The 17841-nt window shown below is 71.2% G+C and carries 23 protein-coding genes; 8 read left to right on the plus strand and 15 right to left on the minus strand.

Going from position 1 to position 17841, the window contains the following annotated elements; translation table 11 throughout:
* Positions 1-9: 9 nt before the first annotated feature.
* Together NAG42_RS43300 and NAG42_RS43305 are read right to left on the minus strand one after the other, a co-directional pair.
* Complete coding sequence (locus tag NAG42_RS43300) at positions 10-912, minus strand: hypothetical protein (RefSeq protein ID WP_250038376.1); 903 nt, start codon at positions 910-912, stop codon at positions 10-12.
* 101 nt (positions 913-1013) lie between these two features.
* Entirely contained in the window at positions 1014-1256 is a 243-nt protein-coding gene (locus NAG42_RS43305; protein ID WP_250038377.1) for a hypothetical protein, read from the minus strand.
* A 145-nt stretch (positions 1257-1401) separates the two neighbouring features.
* Between NAG42_RS43305 and NAG42_RS43310 the strand changes: the two genes are divergently transcribed.
* On the plus strand, positions 1402-2973 hold the full coding sequence (locus NAG42_RS43310; RefSeq protein WP_250038378.1) for an MFS transporter: 1572 nt from the start codon (positions 1402-1404) through the stop codon (positions 2971-2973).
* Between the two features lie 306 nt (positions 2974-3279).
* Positions 3280-3636 (plus strand): hypothetical protein, encoded by a 357-nt coding sequence (locus NAG42_RS43315; RefSeq protein ID WP_250038379.1) that lies wholly within the window; start codon positions 3280-3282, stop codon positions 3634-3636.
* Here NAG42_RS43315 and NAG42_RS43320 read toward each other — a convergent pair.
* Genes NAG42_RS43320 through NAG42_RS43330 form a run of 3 tightly spaced genes read right to left on the minus strand, consistent with a single transcriptional unit; the run spans position 3612 to position 6409 of the window.
* Positions 3612-5093 (minus strand): gluconokinase, encoded by a 1482-nt coding sequence (locus NAG42_RS43320; RefSeq protein WP_250038380.1) that lies wholly within the window; start codon positions 5091-5093, stop codon positions 3612-3614. The two genes, NAG42_RS43315 and NAG42_RS43320, sit on opposite strands and share 25 nt — an antisense overlap.
* Positions 5094-5142: 49 nt before the next feature.
* Positions 5143-5712 (minus strand): GNAT family N-acetyltransferase, encoded by a 570-nt coding sequence (locus NAG42_RS43325; protein ID WP_250038381.1) that lies wholly within the window; start codon positions 5710-5712, stop codon positions 5143-5145.
* A gap of 10 nt (positions 5713-5722) precedes the next feature.
* The gene (locus NAG42_RS43330) at positions 5723-6409 is read right to left on the minus strand and encodes a hypothetical protein (RefSeq protein ID WP_250038382.1); all 687 of its coding nucleotides are present in this window, start codon (positions 6407-6409) and stop codon (positions 5723-5725) included.
* A gap of 122 nt (positions 6410-6531) precedes the next feature.
* Between NAG42_RS43330 and NAG42_RS43335 the strand changes: the two genes are divergently transcribed.
* A complete protein-coding gene (locus NAG42_RS43335) occupies positions 6532-7020 on the plus strand; it encodes an SRPBCC family protein (RefSeq protein ID WP_250038383.1) in 489 nt (162 codons plus the stop codon).
* A 17-nt stretch (positions 7021-7037) separates the two neighbouring features.
* On the opposite strand, the gene NAG42_RS43340 is transcribed toward NAG42_RS43335, so the two are convergent.
* Complete coding sequence (locus NAG42_RS43340) at positions 7038-8189, minus strand: outer membrane protein assembly factor BamB family protein (RefSeq protein ID WP_250038384.1); 1152 nt, start codon at positions 8187-8189, stop codon at positions 7038-7040.
* A gap of 148 nt (positions 8190-8337) precedes the next feature.
* Between NAG42_RS43340 and NAG42_RS43345 the strand changes: the two genes are divergently transcribed.
* Genes NAG42_RS43345 through NAG42_RS43355 form a run of 3 tightly spaced genes read left to right on the plus strand, consistent with a single transcriptional unit; the run spans position 8338 to position 10160 of the window.
* Positions 8338-8799: a DUF427 domain-containing protein gene (locus NAG42_RS43345; RefSeq protein ID WP_250038385.1), complete on the plus strand. Its 462-nt coding sequence runs from the start codon at positions 8338-8340 to the stop codon at positions 8797-8799.
* 44 nt (positions 8800-8843) lie between these two features.
* Positions 8844-9713, plus strand: coding sequence for a GNAT family N-acetyltransferase (locus tag NAG42_RS43350; RefSeq protein WP_250038386.1), 870 nt, complete (start codon positions 8844-8846; stop codon positions 9711-9713).
* Positions 9714-9746: 33 nt separating this feature from the next.
* Entirely contained in the window at positions 9747-10160 is a 414-nt protein-coding gene (locus NAG42_RS43355) for an MmcQ/YjbR family DNA-binding protein (protein WP_250038387.1), read from the plus strand.
* A gap of 51 nt (positions 10161-10211) precedes the next feature.
* Here the strand turns inward: NAG42_RS43355 and NAG42_RS43360 are convergent, their stop codons facing one another.
* Positions 10212-10628, minus strand: coding sequence for a hypothetical protein (locus NAG42_RS43360; protein WP_250038388.1), 417 nt, complete (start codon positions 10626-10628; stop codon positions 10212-10214).
* Positions 10574-11278 (minus strand): hypothetical protein, encoded by a 705-nt coding sequence (locus NAG42_RS43365; RefSeq protein WP_250038389.1) that lies wholly within the window; start codon positions 11276-11278, stop codon positions 10574-10576. The genes NAG42_RS43360 and NAG42_RS43365 overlap by 55 nt, the downstream gene beginning before the upstream one ends.
* 476 nt (positions 11279-11754) lie before the next feature.
* Here NAG42_RS43365 and NAG42_RS43370 point away from each other — a divergent pair, with 476 nt between their 5' ends.
* A complete protein-coding gene (locus tag NAG42_RS43370) occupies positions 11755-12306 on the plus strand; it encodes a DUF4352 domain-containing protein (protein WP_250038390.1) in 552 nt (183 codons plus the stop codon).
* Between the two features lie 8 nt (positions 12307-12314).
* Here the strand turns inward: NAG42_RS43370 and NAG42_RS43375 are convergent, their stop codons facing one another.
* The 6 genes from NAG42_RS43375 to NAG42_RS43400 all read right to left on the minus strand — a co-directional run bounded on the left by NAG42_RS43375 (position 12315) and on the right by NAG42_RS43400 (position 16052).
* Positions 12315-12836: a hypothetical protein gene (locus NAG42_RS43375; RefSeq protein ID WP_250038391.1), complete on the minus strand. Its 522-nt coding sequence runs from the start codon at positions 12834-12836 to the stop codon at positions 12315-12317.
* Positions 12837-12883: 47 nt separating this feature from the next.
* Positions 12884-13258: a PH domain-containing protein gene (locus tag NAG42_RS43380; RefSeq protein ID WP_250038392.1), complete on the minus strand. Its 375-nt coding sequence runs from the start codon at positions 13256-13258 to the stop codon at positions 12884-12886.
* A gap of 119 nt (positions 13259-13377) precedes the next feature.
* Positions 13378-13986 (minus strand): YdeI/OmpD-associated family protein, encoded by a 609-nt coding sequence (locus NAG42_RS43385; RefSeq protein WP_250038393.1) that lies wholly within the window; start codon positions 13984-13986, stop codon positions 13378-13380.
* Between the two features lie 50 nt (positions 13987-14036).
* Positions 14037-14903: a hypothetical protein gene (locus NAG42_RS43390; RefSeq protein ID WP_250038394.1), complete on the minus strand. Its 867-nt coding sequence runs from the start codon at positions 14901-14903 to the stop codon at positions 14037-14039.
* Between the two features lie 136 nt (positions 14904-15039).
* The gene (locus NAG42_RS43395) at positions 15040-15252 is read right to left on the minus strand and encodes a hypothetical protein (RefSeq protein ID WP_250038395.1); all 213 of its coding nucleotides are present in this window, start codon (positions 15250-15252) and stop codon (positions 15040-15042) included.
* A 26-nt stretch (positions 15253-15278) separates the two neighbouring features.
* A complete protein-coding gene (locus NAG42_RS43400; RefSeq protein ID WP_250038396.1) occupies positions 15279-16052 on the minus strand; it encodes a hypothetical protein in 774 nt (257 codons plus the stop codon).
* Positions 16053-16295: 243 nt separating this feature from the next.
* Between NAG42_RS43400 and NAG42_RS43405 the strand changes: the two genes are divergently transcribed.
* Complete coding sequence (locus NAG42_RS43405) at positions 16296-17075, plus strand: hypothetical protein (RefSeq protein ID WP_250038397.1); 780 nt, start codon at positions 16296-16298, stop codon at positions 17073-17075.
* Between the two features lie 90 nt (positions 17076-17165).
* Here the strand turns inward: NAG42_RS43405 and NAG42_RS43410 are convergent, their stop codons facing one another.
* On the minus strand, positions 17166-17834 hold the full coding sequence (locus NAG42_RS43410; RefSeq protein WP_250038398.1) for a GOLPH3/VPS74 family protein: 669 nt from the start codon (positions 17832-17834) through the stop codon (positions 17166-17168).
* Positions 17835-17841 lie beyond the last annotated feature (7 nt).

Consider the following 17841-nt stretch of genomic DNA (forward strand, 5'->3'; position numbering starts at 1 on the left):
TATGTCTTCTCAGATCCAGACGGGCGTGCGGTCGTCGACGTCGGTCCAGGCCTTGATCCCGTACGCGCTGAGCAGGAACTTCCGCAGCAGGACCAGCAACGCCGGCACGACGGTGACGTCACCGATGCGGGAAAGGTGCTGCAGGTCCGGCGGGTACGGCGGGTAGCTCGACCCCATCCGCAGGTTCAGCTCGTTCTCCTCCAGCATGGACCCGACCAGCGTGATCATGCTGTCCCGGTCGTCCTTGGCCGTCAGCCGCCGGGTGAACCGGTAGGGAGCCGCCGGCGCCAGCCCGGAGGAGAGCTGCATCAGCAGGGTGCCCCGGTGGGTCTCCGGCAGATAGAGGATGTTCGCCGTGAGCAGCGAGCGGGGGTGGAAGCGCACGAAAAAACACGCGCGGTGGCGGCCCTGGCCGACCGCGATGACCAGCGCGATGATCTGGTCGTTGTCCCGGTCGAGCAGCCGGTCAACCGAAGTGATCTTCAGCGGCGAGCGGGCCTGCGCCACCCAGGGCGGCTCGCCGGCGTGCCCCATCCTCGCCGCGGCCAGGCCGGCGAGAGTCTCGAGCTGCCCGTCGCCGGCCACGGCGAGGGCCAGCAGCGCCGCCCGCGCCTCGGCCGTCCCCATCTCGACCACCGAGTCCAGCACGATCTCCCGGGGCAGGCCCATCAGGTCGGTGATCGAGACGAACGGAGCGCAGAGCGAGGCGCCCACCGCCGCCGCGCAGAGCGGGTCGCTCAGCGAGATCAGCCGGAACCCGTGATCGCGGAACAGCCCCCGGAACTCGGGGAGCCGCCCCCGCACCGAGGCATCCGCCCCCGATCGGTAGGTCTGCCAGATCTCGGCGTCCGGGTCCGGCTCCCGCAGCGTCGCGAACGGACTGGAAACATCATTTCCCCGTCGGAAGAACATGCTCCGATGATGACCGCACAGAGACCGAAATCGATACCCGCGTGTCAGCAAGGGGACGTTTCCTGGTCCAGCCGCCGGACTGTGACCGACCGCCTGTGAGATCAAGCCGCGGACGTCGGGTTCGCCGCTTCCCGGCGCGCTCGGCGGCGGAGCCACAGCAGGACGACGGTCTGAACCGTGAAAGCCAGCGACGTCACGCCGAAGCAGGCGACCAGAAACCATTCCTGATCGATGACGTTGTCGACAAGCGCCCAGATCTGCACCGCCGCGATCAAGCCGCACAGCGCGGAGACCCACGGGCTGGACAGGATGGACCTGGCTTTCTGCCCCTCGGCGCTGATCACGACCAAGCTCTACCCCGACGGCCGGACCGGTAATCAGCCCGCCGGCTCCGTCCGACGCGGTGGAAGGTCCGATGAGCGCCTGATCACAGCGGCGACGTCATTCGGCTCAGGCCGGGCGGGGACCCTGAGGTGAACCGTTGCTGTCATGACCGACAAAATCACCGCGCGCGGTTCCTGGGCCATTCTCGGCGTTCTCGTCCTGGCCCAGTTCATGATCGTCCTGGACGCCACGGTCGTGAACATCGCGCTGCCCAGCGCCCAGGAGGCGCTGCGGTTCAGCGACGCCGACCGGCAGTGGATCGTCACCACGTACTCCCTGGTCTTCGGCAGCCTGCTGCTGCCGGCCGGTCGGCTCACCGATCTCCTCGGCCGGCGGACCGCACTGATCATCGGCTTGATCGGCTTCGCCGTCGCATCGGCCGTGGGTGGGACCGCCCCCAGTTTCGGCGTGCTGACCGCCGCGCGCGGGGTCCAAGGCGCCTTCGGCGCGCTGCTGGCGCCGGCCGTGCTGTCCCTGCTGAGCACCACCTTCACCGCGGGACGACCACGAGCCCTGGCGTTCGCCGTGTTCGGGGCGGTGGCCGGAGCCGGTGGAGCCCTCGGGCTGCTGCTCGGCGGCTTCCTCACCGAGTACTTCTCGTGGCGGTGGTGCCTCTACGTCAATCTGCCGTTGGCCTTCGCCGCGGTCGCCGCCGCGATACCGCTGATTCCCCGGCGGTCCGGGGAGCGCACCTCGACCCGGATGGATCCGGCGGGCATGGTCGCCGTCGTGGCCGGCCTGGTCGGCGTCGTCTACGGTCTCGGCCGGGCTGAGTCCGCGGGCTGGACCGACGGCCTCACGCTGACCTCGTTGATCGGTGGCGCGGCCGCGCTGGCCGCGTTCGTTCTGATCGAGTCGCGGGTGGCAGCCCCGTTGCTGCCGCTGCGGGTGCTGGCCGACCGCAACCGGGCCGGGGCCTACGCGGGGCTGGCCCTGGCCAACGCGGGCCTGTTCGCGGTGTTCCTGTTCCTGACCTTCTACCTGGAGCAGAGTCTGCACCTCAGCCCGGTCCGCACCGGTCTGGCGTTCGTCCCCATGATCGTCATCCTGGTCCTGACCACGACGCTGCTCGGCGCCCGCCTGGTGATCCGCTTCGGTCCCCGGCCGCTGATGTCCTCCGGCCTGGTGATCGCCGCCGCCGGCCTGCTCGTCCTGGCCCGCCTCGACGTCGGCAGCCGCTACGCCACCGGCGTCCTGCCCGGTCTGCTCATCCTGGGTGTCGGGCTCGGCCTGGCTTTCGCGCCGGGTCAGAACACCGCGACCGGCGGTGTGCCGGCTTCGGACGCCGGCAGCGCTTCGGCCCTGACCGCCGTGTCCGCACAGACCGGCGCCTCGATCGGCACGGCGCTGCTGAGCACGATCGCCGCCGGCGCGAGCCGCGACTATCTGACCCTCCACGCACGGGACCTGCCCGGAGCGATCGTGCATTCGTACACCTCGGTCTTCGTCGCCGCGGCAGTCATCTTCGGTATCGGTGCGATCGTCACCGGCGCCCTCCTGCGGTCCGGTCCCCTCGGCCAGGCCGCCGTCCAGCAGCGCCCGCGCGCCGCCGTGCCCGAGAGGGCCGCTGACCGCGAGCCGCAGGAGCCCGGGGGCCAGGCCCCGATCGCCCTGCGGCCGCCCAGCCACCGCGACGAGCACCACCCAGCCGAGCGCGTAGAAGTCCGGGGCCCGTGAGGGGCCATCCGACGATCCACCCCGGGACGAGATCACGCGGTTGAGGCGATCGGACTTGTCCCGACCGCCTCCGCGATGCCGAAGCGTGGACAGCCGCGGGTGCGATCGCTTGAGACCCCACCACGCCGATCCGTCGAGCGGATCAGTCTGGCAAGAATGCCATTCTTGCGCTGCCGAGAGCGAACCGGCAGGGTCGTACGCACGCTGCTGCCGCGATTCCCGGCGTTGAACGTGACGTCACAACGTTCTCGCCGCACAGGGGCGAAGCCGCGTCGTACACCTCGGATGACGGATGGGGGGCCGGCCATGGACGAAGCGCCTCAGCTGCAGCTCGCTGAGATCGTCCAGGTCACGTACGGGTCGCTCACCTGCATGGTGCGCTGCGTTGCCGGGACGGTGCGGCTGGGAGAGACAGTGGAGCTGCGTTCCGCCACCATCGATCTGTCCATCGCCGCCGGGCTGACCGTCGCCGTCATCGAGTACTACGACGGAATTTTCATGGACTTCGTCGATCTCGGCCGGACCGCTCTGGTCACCGTCACCGGCCCGATCGACGTGTCCGCACTGCGGGCCCTGGCGCCCAAAAAATCCCCCGAGCACCTGAGGGAGGCCGACCTCCGGCTGGTCGTGTCGGCCTCTCAACCGCGCAGGAGTGCGTCGTAGACCTCGGCGAATCGAGCGCGCCGTCCCGCGTAGTGCTCGACGTGGGACGGACGGGGTTCATAGGTCGCGCCGACGGCGCGGGGTGCCCGCGGGACATCGGGGGCCAGCACGTCGAGGGCGAGCAGCGCCGTGCCGCGCTGGGTGGCTCGCCGCCGGGTCACGTGGGTGACCGGTCGCCCGAGCACGTCGGCCAGCACCTGGAGCCACTCGGGCTGATCGTTGCTGACCCGGCCGGCCGCCGCGACCTCCAGCACCTGTGGGGCGGCCGGGTGCAGTTCGTCGGCGACCCGGGCGTACGTCATGGCCACGCCCTCGATGATCCCGCGGAACAGGGCGTCGGCGTCCGTGGCCGTGGACACCCCGCCGAACACCGCCCGCGCCCCGCCGACCCAGCCCGGCGCGCGTTCCCCGGTCAGATAGGGCAGCACCAGCGGCGTGGCCTCACTCGGCGGCGCGGCGAGGACGGCCGCGAGCGAAGGGCTCAGCCGCAACGTGCTCTGCGCCCAGCTGACGGCGCGACCGACATCGTTGATCGCCCCGCCCAGCAGCGTGCGCCGCGCGTCGACCCGGTAGTTCCACAGGCCGAACGGCAGGGGATCGGCCGGGCCGTCGAGCAGCACCCGCAGCGCGCCGCTGGTGGCAGTGGCCGCGGTGAGCACCGTGGCGTCGAGCGCCCCGGACCCGATGTTGCTGGCGAAGCCGTCGGTGATGACCGGGAACCACGCGGCCGCGGCCAGGGCGGGCCAGCGGGGCAGGCTCGCCGACGGTGCCGGGTCGGTCATGTCCAGCGGCGGGCAGAACTGATCGGGCCCGACGCCCGCGGCGGCGAGCAGCTCGGGGTCGAGCTCGCCGGTGCGACGGTCGAGCAGGCCGGTCCACGCCACCGTCGACGTGCCGGCCAGCGGCTGGCCGAGCAGCCGGGCCCAGACGTATTCGCCCAGCGACCACCAGGCAGCGGCCTCGGCCACGACGCGCGGTTGCGCCTGGGCGAGCCAGCGCAGGCGCGGGGCGTGGTAGCTCGTGTGCAGGCGGGTGCCGGTGCGCTGCTGCACCGCGTGCTCGTCGAGCTCATCGCGCAACGCCGTGACCGCGGCCGCGCTGCGCGAGTCGGCGTAGGTCAGGCAGGGGGTGAGGGCACGACCGACCCGGTCGACCGCGATCAGCGAGGCGGCGAAGGTGTCCATCGCGACGCCGCCGATCCGGATCCCCAGCCGTGGGTCCTTGGTCACCGCGTCGAGAACCTCTTCGACCTCCGCGACCACCTGGTCGGGGTCGATGACCGAGGTGCCGTCGGGCGCGACCGTGAAGGCGTGCGGCACCTTGTGCTGCAGGCCGTGCACCCGCCGCCCGGACGCATCATGCACGCCGCCCCGGGTCGCCGTGGACCCGATGTCCAGCGCCAGGACCAGCGGATCCACCGCGGCGTCGAGAGTGATGTCGTCGTCGGTCGTGGTCATCGCCATCCTCGTCGTCGCCCTGGGAGTCCGGCGACCCCGCGCTCTCACCCTAGTCGGGATCCCCGCCCGAGCCCGGCAGCTCGGGTCCGGGCCGGTCCAGCCGGTAGATGACGTGGCGCCGGTCGTCGACCGGGTTGTCGGGCTCCAGCTCGCCCTCGGCGACCCGGGTCAGACCGGCTCGTTCCAGGGCCCGCCACGAGGCGATGTTGCCGGCGTGGACCGCCACGATCACACATGCGGCATCGGCGTGCTCGGCCCACAGATGCTCGAGCGCCGAGCGGATCATCACGGTCCCGAGGCCACGCCCGGTGGCGGTCGCGTCGCCGATCAGATAGTCGATGGTCATCGCGCGCGGCGGCACCGTGACGATCGGCGTCAGCTCGTCCAGATACTCGGGATAGTCGTGCAGGAACGAGCGTTGCAGCAGCCCGAACGGTGCACCGTCGAGCAGGGCCAGGAGGTCCTCGTTGGGCTCCTCACGGCGCGCGGACGGCCCGAAGTCGCGCTCGACCGCCTCGGCCGACGTCTCGTGGTTCCACCACCGAGCCACATGCGGCGCCGCCAGCCACCGCGCCAGCAGCGCGAAGTCCTCCGGGACGACATGCCGCCACGTCACCATGCGACCGACGTTACCGGCTCTCGACGAGGCCCAGCAGCAACACCTTCCGCACGACACGCTCGTCCACGTCGCACTCGAGCGCGACCGAGCGCACCGCCAGGTCCCGCGCCTCGGTGGTCCGGCGCCCCTGGGCGGTCAAGCCGGCGATCGTCCGGTCAAGAGCGGCTTGCACTTCGGTACGGCGGTCAGCGCTGACCGGCACAGTGCCGAGCCTCGCCAGTTCTTCGGTGAAGCCGCGCCGGTGATACCGCACAGCCGGCGAGCCGCCGGGCTTGCGACCGGGCGAAGCGGGCCGCTGCGGTTCGTACCACACCGGATCGACGCGTCCGGTCGCGCAAGCCCACCGATAGATCTCACCGCGCTTCCAGACCTGTCCCGCGCCCAGATGCTCCGCGTCGCTCACCGGATCCGGGAACGCTGACGCGAGGTACGTCGCGGCCTCGGCCCGCTCCTGCTCGTCCGCCTCGGGGTTCACGAGGACCCGCTCCGCGCGGGCACGGTACATGCGTAGCTCGCGCATACGCTGATAGCTCAGCCCGATGAGTGTGCCGGCGACGCGTAGCGCGACCAGCCGGGTGTCGGACAGGAGCCGCTCCCGGCGTTCGCTCGCCGTCTCGGTCAGGCCCTCCGGGATCCGGTCGAAGACCGACCCCAGCAAAGGCCGCCGTTCCTCCTCGCCCTCGCCACCAGCGGTCATCCCGTCCTCTTCTCCGTGTCCGGCCATCGAACGCGGGAACCCCTATCGGCGGCTGCCCTGAGCAGTTGAGATCTCGCCGGTACAGTCGAGGTGCCGTCCCTGCCCCAGCCCGGGAGTTCGCCATGGCCAGCTTCACCGTCGTCCAAGAGGTCCGTGCGCCCGCCTCCGCGGTGTGGGCCACCCTGGTCGACTGGCCCCGGCACGGTGACTGGGCGCCGCTGACCGCGGTCCGGACCGTGGCCGGGCGGCCCGAGGGCGTCGGCGCCGAGTTCGTGGCCCGCACCGGTGTGGGCCCGCTGGCCTTCGACGATCCGATGACCGTGGTCTCCTGGCAGCCGCCGGAGGGTGATTCCCCCGGCGCCCGGCTCGGGCGGTGTGAGGTGGTCAAGTCGGGCCGTGTCGTGCACGGCCGGGCCTGGTTCACGGTGACGCCGCTGCCCGACGGGCGCAGCCGCGTGGTCTGGTATGAGGACGTGACTGTCTCACCGCGCCGGCTCACCCGCTTCGTGCGGCCGCTGCTCTCGGTCGCCGGCCGGGTCGGGTTCGCGGCCACGCTGCGCGCCCTGGCCCGCGACGTCGAGCGCGCGACCGCGGCTCAGCTTCCCGCATAGCAGGTGAGCGCCGCGCCCTACCGGATCGTGTAGCCGCGTAAGGTCTCGCCGTCGGTCGTGTAGAGCCAGCCGTCGACGATGACCGGCGGCTGACCAAGGTCGGCCATGTCCGGGGAGGTCGCCACGGTCCGGCCGGTTCCCGCGTCGAGGACGGCCGGCGGCCGGTCGTCGACCGTCAGGTAGAGCAGCCCGCCGGCCCGCACGGGCTGTCCTCCGCGACCGGCCAGCGGGGTGACGCGGATCAGGCGGCCCGTGACGGCGTCGAACGTCTCGACGCCGCGGTGGTAGGGCAGGAACACGTGCCGGCCGTCGTGGGCCACCGGGCCGTCGTGCCGGGTGCTCCACCGCACCTTGCCGGTGGCCGCGTCGACCGAGGTGACGCCGTCGCCGTCGGTGCTGACCAGGAACTGGGAGCCGTCGGGGGCGGCGGCCAGCGGTTTCCAAGGCTTTTCCGTACGCCAGAGCAGCTTCCCGGTGGTGCTCGACACGGCCCGCGCCGTCCGGTCGTCGGTGCTGGTGAGCAGCACCCGGCCACCGGCCGCCACCCCGCGGTCGAGGCGGTAACCGCTGACCTGCCACAGCTTGACGCCGTCGCTGACCCGGTACCCCGTGGTTGTGGCCGGGTCGTGGCCGAAGCCGCCCCAGTTGCCCACCACGGCGACACCTCGGTCGATCACCATGATGGTGGTGAACTGGTTCATCGTGACCCGCCAGCGCTGGGCGCCGGTGGACGTGTCGATCGCGGTCAGGTAGGCGGCTTTGCCGGCACCCGGCGTGGGATCGCACGGGTTGGTCAGCGCGATCGCCCGGTCGCCGGCCAGCGCCAGCTGCCCGAAGTGCTCCTGCCGGCCGGGGCTTCGCACGGGGAAGCTCCAGTGCCACAACCGTTTACCGGTGGTGGCGCCCCGCGCGGTGACACCGGTCGGATCGGTGGCGACCAGCCGGCCGGCGGCGGCCAGCGGCGGGCCCGGCAACGTGCAGGTGCCGGGCCGGACCGGCGTGCTGACCGCCCAGCGCTGCTCGAGCCGGCCCACGGTGGTGGCGTTGATGACCGGCTCATCGGGATTGTAGTAGTTGCGGCCCGGGCCGTAGCCCTCCTGAGCCCAGGTCGGGGTGGCCGCCGGCGCGGCGACGGGCAGGGCCAGCAAGGCGGCCAGGAGAAGCTTCACGCCATGATCAACGGTACGTCCGGAGCGACGTTGTGCGGCCGCGGCGACCACTTTCGGCGTACCCGGCTTCCGGCCGGTGACGGACCGCACCGCGATCATCGTCGACCGGCCCGGCGCCCTCCGGACCGGCCTGAGGCAAGCTGGGTCCATGGAGTCAGTCTGGGATTACCCACGCCCGCCGCGGTTGGAGCGCACCACCTCCCGGGTGACGATCGTGCAGGCCGGGCAGACGATCGTCGACAGCGACCGGTGCTGGCGGGTTCTGGAGACCTCACACCCGCCGGTCTACTACGTGCCCCGCGACGACATCGCCGACGGTGTGCTGCAGCCCGGCACCGGCCGGTCGTACTGTGAGTTCAAGGGCGTCGCGGACTACTGGGACGTCGTTGTCGGCGAGGAGCGCGTGCACCAGGCGGGCTGGTCCTACGCGGAGCCCACCCCGGCGTACGCGGAACTGGCCGGAGCCGTCGCCTTCTATCCGAGCCGGGTCGACGAATGCCGGGTCGCCGGCGAAGTGGTCCAGGCGCAGGAGGGCGACTTCTACGGCGGCTGGATCACCGCGGACATCACCGGTCCGTTCAAGGGTGGCCCCGGGACGATGGGCTGGTGAGGTAAATCGATTGCGTCGCCGTCGCGTTGTGATGAAGTTGGTGGATGTCAATCACGATGCGGCGGGCGACGCCGGACGCGTTGAGCGAGATCGTCGAAGCGGTGGCGACCTGGCCGCAGACCGGCGGGCCGGTCCAGCTGCATCCCGGTGACCTCGGGTGGAATGCGAGCCTGGGGGCGCAGGAACTGGCCGGCGCCCTGCGGGTGTGGGAGCGCGACGGGCAGATCCTGGCCGTCGGCATGGTGGACGACGACTCCGGGCTGATCCGGATGGCCCTCGCGCCGAGCGTCGACGACGATGCCCCGTTCGCCGCTCAGCTCCTGGCCGATCTGTCGGATCCCGTCGGCGGTGTCCGAGCGGTCGAGGCCCGTTCCGGCGCGGCTTTCCGCGAACTCCTGAGCCGCAGCGGCTGGGTGGCCGACGAGTCGTGGACGCCGTTGTCGCGCGAGTTGCTCGAGCCGGTGGAGGACTGCGGGCTCAGCATCGAGACCATCGACGCCGACACCGTTCGGGACCGGATCGTCGAGGATCGTGTCGCGGTGCAGCAGGCGGCCTTCCCGAATTCGACGTTCAGCCTGGAGCGCTGGCATGCGATGGCCGCCGCCCCGCCGTATAGCCAGGCCCGGTGCCTGGTCGGTTATGACAGCGACGGCAACGCGGTCGCCTCGGTGACGGTGTGGTCGGCCGGGAAGGGGCGGCCGGGTCTGCTCGAACCGCTGGGCGTGCACCGGGACCACCGTGGCCGCGGTCACGGCCGCGCCATCTCCGTGGCCGCGGCGGCCGCACTGCGCGAAATGGGGTCGTCCAGCGCGACGGTGTGTACCCCGAGCGGCAATGCCGGGGGCGTGGCAGCGTACGTCTCAGCCGGTTTCCGCCGGCTCCCGGACGTCACCGATTTCCGTCGTACGGCTTGACCGCGCCCCCCATCGCAGCCGTATCGTCGGCCCATGTCCGCTCCGGGTGACGTGCCGCCGGAGATCCTCGACCGGTTGCGAGCGATCTGCCGCGATCTGCCGCAGACCCATGAGGAACCGGCGTGGATCGGCGTCCGCTGGCGGATCCGTCAGCGGACCGTCGCCCATGTCTACCTGGCCGACCCCGACCGTGCCTTGGCCTACCCCCGGCATCTGGTCACCGGCGAGCCGCCGACCCTGATGACGTTTCGCGTGCCGGCCGACGATCTGCTCGGCCTGACCGCTGGCGGCTTCCCGTTCTTCCGCGCCGGCTGGGGCGCCAACGTCGCCGGTGCCTTCCTGGGCGACCACACCGACTGGACCGAGATCGCCGAGCTGCTGACCGACAGCTACCGCGAGATGGCGCCGAAGTTCCTCGCCGCCCGCCTCCCTCTCCCCCCGAGGTAGGGGATTCACCGCCTCATGCCCGGCGTCGCCGCGGCCGGGCACATCAGCGGTTCATCGCAGCTGGGGGAACTGCTTCCGCAGGTCGGCGAAGGCCTGGCGGTAGCCGTCACGGCCGTGCACGAAAGCCAGGCAGACCACCACCTCCAGCACGGCCACCAGGGAGTCATCCTCGGCCGAGTGGAACAGGGTGGTGATGGCCCAATCCTGGGGCGACTGCTCGTATTCGCCGTCGGGCGGCACCGGCAGACTCGTACGGGGTGGCTGTGCCCGTTCGAGCACGCCCCAGCAATGGCCGGAGTAGTGGAAGGGCGGCGGAGCCGGCTGGTCCCGGCGAAGCGCGGCGACGGCCGGGGCGAGCTGCGGCAGCCCGATCAGGCCGGCTTCCTCCAGGCACCGCAACGCCGCCCACGCGGTCACCTGACGGTGAATCCGGTCGTCGGCCTCGGCCAGCGCGAACTCGAGGTCCATGTCGAGCCGGGACAGGGCGTCCAAAGCGAGGCCGACGCCGAACTCCACCGTGCGTCGCAGCCGCTCGTTCGGCACCCGGTCGCCCCACCGCTCGCGGGCCTGCCGATCCAGCTCGTCGGCCGCGGCCCGCTCGTCGTCCTGTTGTTCCTGCTCGTCAGCGTGCGCCGCGCCCGGTGCCAGTAGGCCGCCCGCTCGCCGGTCTGCTTGACGATCCGGCCCGGTGCCGGCGCGCCCGGCCAGAACTGCAGCAGGTACGAATCCGGCGTGTCCTCGACCTGGTCGGCTTCCTCGAATCCGCGAATGCAGAAGCGGACCCGGTAGTCGCCGGGAGGCATGGTGAACTCGTGGGGTTCGCCCATCAGCCCGGTCAGCGACGCCTCCGGCGACAGCGCCGTGAAGGAGACCTCCACGACCTCCTCCCAGGCCGGGTCGAGCGCCGGTGCGGTCTTGTGCAGCTCGAGCCGGAATGGCACCCACCCGGTGTGCGTGCCGACCTGGAGCTGGAGGTAGCCGGGCACGCCAGCGCCACACAATCCGTTGCTCTCGTCGGCCCACGGCGCGTCGAGGTCGAACTCGTCGGTGCCGGGGCCGCACACCAGCGAGGCCGACCCGTACTGAAGGAACACACGCGGCTCGTCGAGCAACACCATCACGGAACTCGCCACCCCTCCTGCCCCCGGCGGGGCCCGATGACATGATCGCGCACCCTTGGCTGAGCTTCGGGCGTTAGTCAGGACCCGATTGCCTCAAGGTTGCGGTTCGGGTGCCGATGCAGGAGGCCGTGAAAAAACGCTCCCGGTGGATAGTGATGGCGGCGGTGGCCGGGGCTGCGGCCGGTGGTGCCGCGTGGGGTGTGCGGCACGGGCGAGCTACGGCCAGGCGCGAGACGGCGGAGGCACCAGAGCTGCCGACCGCGGCACGGCCGGCGACTGAGCCTCGCTCGGAGGCGCCGGCCGGACCGCCCCCGACGAGGACGGCCGGCCGACCGGGGCCGTCGCCGCGGCCCCGGCCTCTGGTCGTCCTGGCCTGCCTCGTGGTCGCCGTGCTCGGCATCACGGCGGTCGCGATACACATTCATCGGCCGCGGGACACTGAATTCGCCGATCGGAGCGCCACGCTCCCGGAATTGTCGATCCCGCTGCCGGACTACGACCTTCTTCCGTACGGCCTGACGCCGACCCAGCCCACCTGGACCCCGCTGACGACCCCACCACCGACCAGCCCGCCCGCACCGGTCCCGGTCGGCGGGGTGCTGCCGCCCGACGGCAGCGTGATCATGCCGGGCGACTCCGGCGAGCGGATGGAGCTCAGGGTGGTGCGGATCGTGAACCCGGCACCACGCTTCGACCCGCAGAACCCGTCCGGCCCGGAGCTCGAGCCCCGGCTCGGCTACCGGCACATCTTGATCAGCGTGCAGGTCGAGAACACCGGCGACGTCCCGTTCATGACCGACATCGAGAAGTACTCCTGGCTCGTCGACAAGGCCGGCAACACGTACGCCCGCGATGTCGAGATGACCGAGGCACGCCAGCTCTACCCGGCCACCCGGCTCGACGCGAAGTCGTGGGTCACCCGCGAGATCGTCTTCGAGGTGAAGGAGAGCGCCGAACTGACCCGCTTCCGGCTGAGCACCCACCCTGGCGAAGCCGGGCAGACCCAGGACTGGCGGCTCAGCTGAGGGACGTGTCAGTCGTGGATCGCCCAGACATGCCCGGGCAGCCACTGGGGGAGATCGTCCAGCGCCTCGGCCGGATAGAACATCGGCCGCGTCAGGAGGCGGTCCCCGTCGCGTTGCACGTTGATCGTCACGCCCAGCGACTCCGAGGCGGGCACGCCCGCACTCACGTAGGTGAGCTCGGTCCCGGGTGGCCGGGTCTCGGCTCGATCGATCAGCCACTGCTCCAGGACCGACGGCACCCGGCCGACCAGCGCCGTGCCGGCCACCGACACCTGCGGCCCGCACAGGGCATCGACCACGACGCCGGCCAGCTCCTCATCCCGATGGAAGAGTTGCACGCCGAACGCCGGGTAAGCCTGCGCCTGCCACTGACGTTGAGGTGTCGCCACCTCAGCCGTGACGGCCGCCATCGCGTCCACCACGTCGTCCGGACTCATGCCGAAGCGCAGCGGCCCCACCGCCACGAACGGCTCCAACGCCCATTGCGGCCGCTCGTCATCCGGCAGCACGTGCCACCACCCGTCAAACATCGTCACGACGATACGACCGCGGGCGCCGATTCATCGCACCAGCGTCGTCACTGATATCTCTTCCGCAGCCGTTCGAGCTCCGCTGCCGCGGCGGCGGATGGTCGGCGAGCGAACGTCAACGCGCGACTGCCGTACTGGAACGCCGCAACCCGGACCTCGGAGCCGTCTGCCCGTCGCACCCACAGACCCTCGTCGTCAGTGCCGCACCGGGCGATGTCCGGCCACCACAGCCGAATCACCCGGAACCAGTTGACCACCACGATTCCGTGCGGTTGCGCCTCGACCCGCAACGCCCAGCTTCGCCCGGCGCCCGCCATCGCCACGGATGCGACCGGCACAGCCGCCGTCAACAGCCAGCCACCCCGATCGACGCCGGCGCCGATCAGCGACACAGCCAGAGCAACCAACCCGATCGGGAGCATGACCCGCTGCCACAGGGGAGGGCGAAGAACGAACACAACACCATAGTGCTGGACGAGCAGGTCGGCACATCCGATAACTCGAATACCCGTGACGCCCGGCCGGCGCAGCACCGCGAGGTCTACTGCGATCCAGCTTCAGGCTTGGCCTTCTGCGGATAGAACGACTCGTGACGGGCGAGCATCGCGACGAACTCCCTGATTTTCCGCTCCCGGGTCTCCGCTCGTTTGACGGCGTTCAGGCGATAGATCAGCGCGAAGCGGTTGGCCTTGGTGAGGACGTCGAACATGGCCTGCGCGGCCGGGTCGGCCGCGATCGCGGTCGAGAGGTCAGCGGGCACCTCGGCCTCCGAGGGCGGGGCGTAGGCAGCCGCCCACCGCCCGTCCGCCTTGGCCGATTCCACGGCGGCCCGGCCCGCGGCCAGCATTCGCCCCTCGGCCTCCAGCCGGGCGATGTGCGAGACGTTGCGCTGCGACCACGCGCTGCGGGTCCGGCGTGGCGTCAGACGGATCCAGGACATCGACTCGTCTCCCTTGCGCGCCTGACCGTCGATCCAGCCGACGCACAGGGCCTCGTCGACTGCCTGCTGCCAGGTCAGGGTGGTGACGGTCCCGCCCTTCCTGGTCAGTGCCAGCCAGACTCCGGCCGAACTGCCGTGGTTGTCCGACAACCACACCCGCAGCGCCTCGGCGTCGGCTACGACCAATTCCTCCAGCTCGCGATCTGCCATGACAGGCAGGCTAACGCCGTAGTTCCCGCGCTGCCTCCGACGCGCCTTTGTCAGGTGTCGGCGGCCAGAGGTGCGGTCGCCCGGCCTCCGGCATCGGCTCTCGGCCGGGCGGGCGGTTCGTCGTGGAAAGCAAGCCCGGCCGCGTCGAGCGCCGAACGCAGATGGCGAAGGGCGTAGGGCCCGACTCCGTGTAGTGCCTGCACCTCGCCGGCACTGAGCTCGGCCACCTGCTCGAGCCGAACCACGCCGCGGGCGGTGAGCGCACGAGTCGCGGCCGCGCCGAGGTGCGGCAAGGGGATACCAGGTTCCGGTGCCGACCGGCCGCCGGCCGAGAGGGGATGTCCTTCGTGCTCCAGGATGGCGGCGCCGCGCGCCGAGAGCCGATAACCGATGTCCAGCGACTCGGTCAGGCCGCGCTCTTTCAGCTTGCGCACGTTCAGTTTGAACGACGGGGTGTCGCGGCCCATCCGCTGGGCGAGGTCGGGTGCCCGGGTGGCCGGCAGCTCGTCGATCAGCAACAGCGTCGCCCGGGTCCACGGCCCGGTCGGCGAGGCACGGTCGAGCCGGTCGAGCCACCCGCCGAGCGCCTCGATCTCGGCCGCGTCGGGCACCGCCTCCCGTAACGCCTGCCGCGGGTCGGCGCCGGCGTACCGGAGCCCTATCCGAAACACCGGCCGGTCGGCATGCAGGCGGTCCAACCCCTGCCGCAGCGCCGCCAATGAAGTCGCCCCGGCCCGGCGGGCGTCCGTTGCGGTCAGCTTGCTCACCGGCACACGGTCGACCGAGGTGATCTCGACGAGTCCGACCGCGGTCCGCATCCGGGTGCCGACCCTGACCCGGGGCCGCTCCCACCGGCGGAAGGCCAGGTCGACATCGCCGGCCCGGATCGCCGCCAGTTCCGCGGGACGCATCTGCATGCCGTCCAGTTCAACACACCGAGATTCCTCCGACGGGTCCCGCAGCGGCGAAAGCGGATGCCGCTACCCATCGCCGAGTCACGGCCCCGGGCCGGAAGTGGTACGAAATGCCGGCTCCCGGAGCCGTATCAGGCAGTCAGGCGACCGGCGCCGGCTGAAGGGCCGCCGCGAGCGACTCGGCGTTCTTACGGTCGACCCGCGGGAAGGTGAGCGACACGCCCTCGCCGGCTGCGAAACCGAGGCGCAGCAGGCTGACCAGACCGAGCTTGGTCTCGGCCGGCGTCACCTGGTCGCGTGCGATCTCACCGAGCAGCGTCTTGCCGGGCCCACCGAGGAAGGTCTGGGGCATTGCCCTGCCGCCGCCTGCTGATCCGCTCATGCCTCGGAAGTGGCCGGCACCAGCGCGGAGGCCGGAGCCGTTTCGATGAGGTACTCCATGACCAACTCCGGTTGCACGTCGACTGTGTCGTCGTTCCCGACGTGGACGACGTAGTAGTGCCAGCTCACCTCGAAGTCTGGTGGATCGGGCAGCAGCTCGGAGATCAGCTCGACCTTGTCGCCGCATCGAAGGCCGGCTTGGTGGCGCTGAGCCCGCGCGACCCGCTGGATCAAGTGCAGGATCGGCTTGTCGCCGCCGTAGTGGACGAGGTGCCCCGCTTCGCCGAAGAACAGTCTCGCCTCGGCTCTGCTCAGATCGTCGAGCGCTGCCGCCGCGGCCGGCACAAGATCGGCCGGCTCGGCGGCGCTGACCTGTTCCGCCAGGATGCAGATGAGGGTGGCAACCCATTCTCCGGTGGGCTCGGGCGACGGATCCTCGAACTCCGGAACCGCAGGCACCTCATCCGACAGCAATCGAAGCAGCGTCTCCACTCGGGGGTCGTCGCGGGAGGCCAGGCCGACCCGGCTCAGGAATCGCGTCGATTCGTCCCGGCTGAACCCGTGAAGGTGCTCCAATGTCTCGGCCGTGAAGGCGACCTCGCCCTCGCCGACCTGTGCCGCCAACGCTTTGACCAATCGGTCTTCGACCAGACTTCCCACAGCGTCGTCTTTCATTCGGTCAAGGTATCGGCGGCCACTGACAGAACCGGTCGTGCAACGGTTGATCGCAGCGCCCGCCGGTCGGTGAGCGGGCGGCGGACCCAACCGCATCGAGCTGGTCGCAGTGGCCGGACTCCGTCGATTCAGGGCACATATTGACCCGTACGGTCAAAGGTCTCGATTCGCACAAGGGTGCGAAAATTCGATGACGATCATTGCTCGCGACGATTGCCCGAGCGGACTTCGGGCACTAGAGACGCGGGTGCCTGGTTCGGTTCGGGGCGGGCGGGGCGCTCACGCGCTTCTCGTTGGGCCCGCCGCACGTCGCCGTACCACCGGACACAGTGCGGAGAGGTGAGTGCCCAGCTGGCGAAACTCACCGATCTGCGATTGCTGCGACCGTCACCGCATCGGGTGGGGGACCTGCTGCCGTCCAGCCCCGAGTCCGCGATCGCCGACCTGATCAATCCGATCGAGATCGAGATCAAGGGCCGGGAGCGGCGGGCGGCCGAGCTGCGGTTCGAGCTGACCGCGCTGAGCTCCGTCTATTACGACAACCGGCACGTCCGCAACCGGCGCGAGGCCATCGACGTCGTGGCCAATGTGGAACCGGTGCGGACCTTGATCGGTGATGTGGCCCGGCGCTGCTCGATCGAGGTCTTCAGCGCGCACCCGGGCATCCTGTCGGACGCCGCGATGGCACAGTCGCAGACCCAGGATCTCGAGCTGCTCGGGCGGGGCGTCCGGATGCGGGCCATCTACCAGCATCCGGTACGGGTCAACGCCACTATGCGGGCGTTCCTGGGCCGGCTGCGCGACGCCGGCTGCGAGATCCGCACGGCGGACGAGATCGCCGACCGCATCCGAGCGCCAGCTGATCACCCGGGCGGCCAGCTCCCGGTGGGCCGCACCGCCGCCGGCCGGGCCGACCACGATGGTGGTGTTCCCGGTCGTCACCGGCACGGCCGCCGGGCTCACGCCGCCGGTCCCGCCGTCACGCGGGCCGCCGGGCCGGTGCCCGTGAGCCCGGGCACCGGCGTACGGAAACCATCAGTCCCAGGCCGTGGAGGCCGGGACGAAAAGAGAGCCGACAGTGAACGACGTCGTCATCGACCAATCCTTGCCGGAGAGTGAACCTCGTGGTCACCAGTCTTCTCCGGGGGCGTATCGATCGGTAGGGCGGCCGGGACGGCAGAAGCTGCATGGCAGTTTCCTGCCGGAACGTCAGTCGGTGGGCGAGTCGAGATTGACCACCAGCATCATCGCGGCCAGCACGGCGAGCTGGACGTCGACCACTGCCTGCTGCACCGCGGCCCCCGCCCAGGGCTGCGCGCCGAGCTCCTTCATCCTGGCCTTGACCAGGTCGGCGGGCAGGTCCGGGAGCACCTGCCGCTCCCAGCCGAGCGCGCTGAGCAGGGCGCACAGGGCGGCCGTACGCGGCTCGACCGGCCCGCTGCCCTCGACGGCGGCCCGGATCCGCTGCCGGGTGTCACGCTCGGCGGCCGGCTCGACGCCGCCGGGCGCCGGATATCGGGTACGGGAGAACACCGCGAACACCTTGCCCTGCTCGCGGCGCAGAACCCCGGCCTCGACGAGCCGATCGAGGATGGGCTGCCGCGCGCCGCGGGCCAGCACCGGGATCCAGGCGCTGGGTGTGCGGGCCGGGTCGCCGGCCAGCCGGCGCAGCACCGCGTCGGCCGCCGCGTCACCGGTCGGCGCGGGGTCGGCCACGACCAGCCGGTCGTCGCGCACCTCGAGGCGACCGGCCAGCGCGAGCTGCAGCAGCAGCGCACCGGCGACCCCGTAGTCGAGATAGTCACCGACGGTCCAGGTGGCTCCGCTGTCGTCGTAGGCGAGCAGGACCAGCTCATCGGCGAGCGCGGCCGTTTCCATGCTTCGA

Source organism: Paractinoplanes maris, from assembly GCF_023544465.1.
Classification (GTDB): domain Bacteria; phylum Actinomycetota; class Actinomycetes; order Mycobacteriales; family Micromonosporaceae; genus Actinoplanes; species Actinoplanes maris.

Excerpts from the sequence above, each read along its gene's own strand:
- NAG42_RS43390 (WP_250038394.1), bottom strand. The coding sequence starts at position 14,903 with ATGCAGATGCGTCCCGCGGAACTGGCGGCGATCCGGGCCGGCGATGTC.
- NAG42_RS43330 (WP_250038382.1), bottom strand. The coding sequence starts at position 6,409 with ATGACCGCTGGTGGCGAGGGCGAGGAGGAACGGCGGCCTTTGCTGGGG.
- NAG42_RS43345 (WP_250038385.1), top strand. The coding sequence starts at position 8,338 with ATGGAGTCAGTCTGGGATTACCCACGCCCGCCGCGGTTGGAGCGCACC.
- NAG42_RS43410 (WP_250038398.1), bottom strand. The coding sequence starts at position 17,834 with ATGGAAACGGCCGCGCTCGCCGATGAGCTGGTCCTGCTCGCCTACGAC.
- NAG42_RS43400 (WP_250038396.1), bottom strand. The coding sequence starts at position 16,052 with ATGCGGTTGGGTCCGCCGCCCGCTCACCGACCGGCGGGCGCTGCGATC.
- NAG42_RS43360 (WP_250038388.1), bottom strand. The coding sequence starts at position 10,628 with ATGGACCTCGAGTTCGCGCTGGCCGAGGCCGACGACCGGATTCACCGT.
- NAG42_RS43365 (WP_250038389.1), bottom strand. The coding sequence starts at position 11,278 with ATGGTGTTGCTCGACGAGCCGCGTGTGTTCCTTCAGTACGGGTCGGCC.
- NAG42_RS43375 (WP_250038391.1), bottom strand. The coding sequence starts at position 12,836 with ATGTTTGACGGGTGGTGGCACGTGCTGCCGGATGACGAGCGGCCGCAA.
- NAG42_RS43300 (WP_250038376.1), bottom strand. The coding sequence starts at position 912 with ATGTTCTTCCGACGGGGAAATGATGTTTCCAGTCCGTTCGCGACGCTG.
- NAG42_RS43325 (WP_250038381.1), bottom strand. The coding sequence starts at position 5,712 with ATGGTGACGTGGCGGCATGTCGTCCCGGAGGACTTCGCGCTGCTGGCG.
- NAG42_RS43395 (WP_250038395.1), bottom strand. The coding sequence starts at position 15,252 with ATGCCCCAGACCTTCCTCGGTGGGCCCGGCAAGACGCTGCTCGGTGAG.
- NAG42_RS43350 (WP_250038386.1), top strand. The coding sequence starts at position 8,844 with ATGTCAATCACGATGCGGCGGGCGACGCCGGACGCGTTGAGCGAGATC.
- NAG42_RS43380 (WP_250038392.1), bottom strand. The coding sequence starts at position 13,258 with ATGCTCCCGATCGGGTTGGTTGCTCTGGCTGTGTCGCTGATCGGCGCC.
- NAG42_RS43335 (WP_250038383.1), top strand. The coding sequence starts at position 6,532 with ATGGCCAGCTTCACCGTCGTCCAAGAGGTCCGTGCGCCCGCCTCCGCG.
- NAG42_RS43315 (WP_250038379.1), top strand. The coding sequence starts at position 3,280 with ATGGACGAAGCGCCTCAGCTGCAGCTCGCTGAGATCGTCCAGGTCACG.
- NAG42_RS43310 (WP_250038378.1), top strand. The coding sequence starts at position 1,402 with ATGACCGACAAAATCACCGCGCGCGGTTCCTGGGCCATTCTCGGCGTT.
- NAG42_RS43320 (WP_250038380.1), bottom strand. The coding sequence starts at position 5,093 with ATGACCACGACCGACGACGACATCACTCTCGACGCCGCGGTGGATCCG.
- NAG42_RS43385 (WP_250038393.1), bottom strand. The coding sequence starts at position 13,986 with ATGGCAGATCGCGAGCTGGAGGAATTGGTCGTAGCCGACGCCGAGGCG.
- NAG42_RS43355 (WP_250038387.1), top strand. The coding sequence starts at position 9,747 with ATGTCCGCTCCGGGTGACGTGCCGCCGGAGATCCTCGACCGGTTGCGA.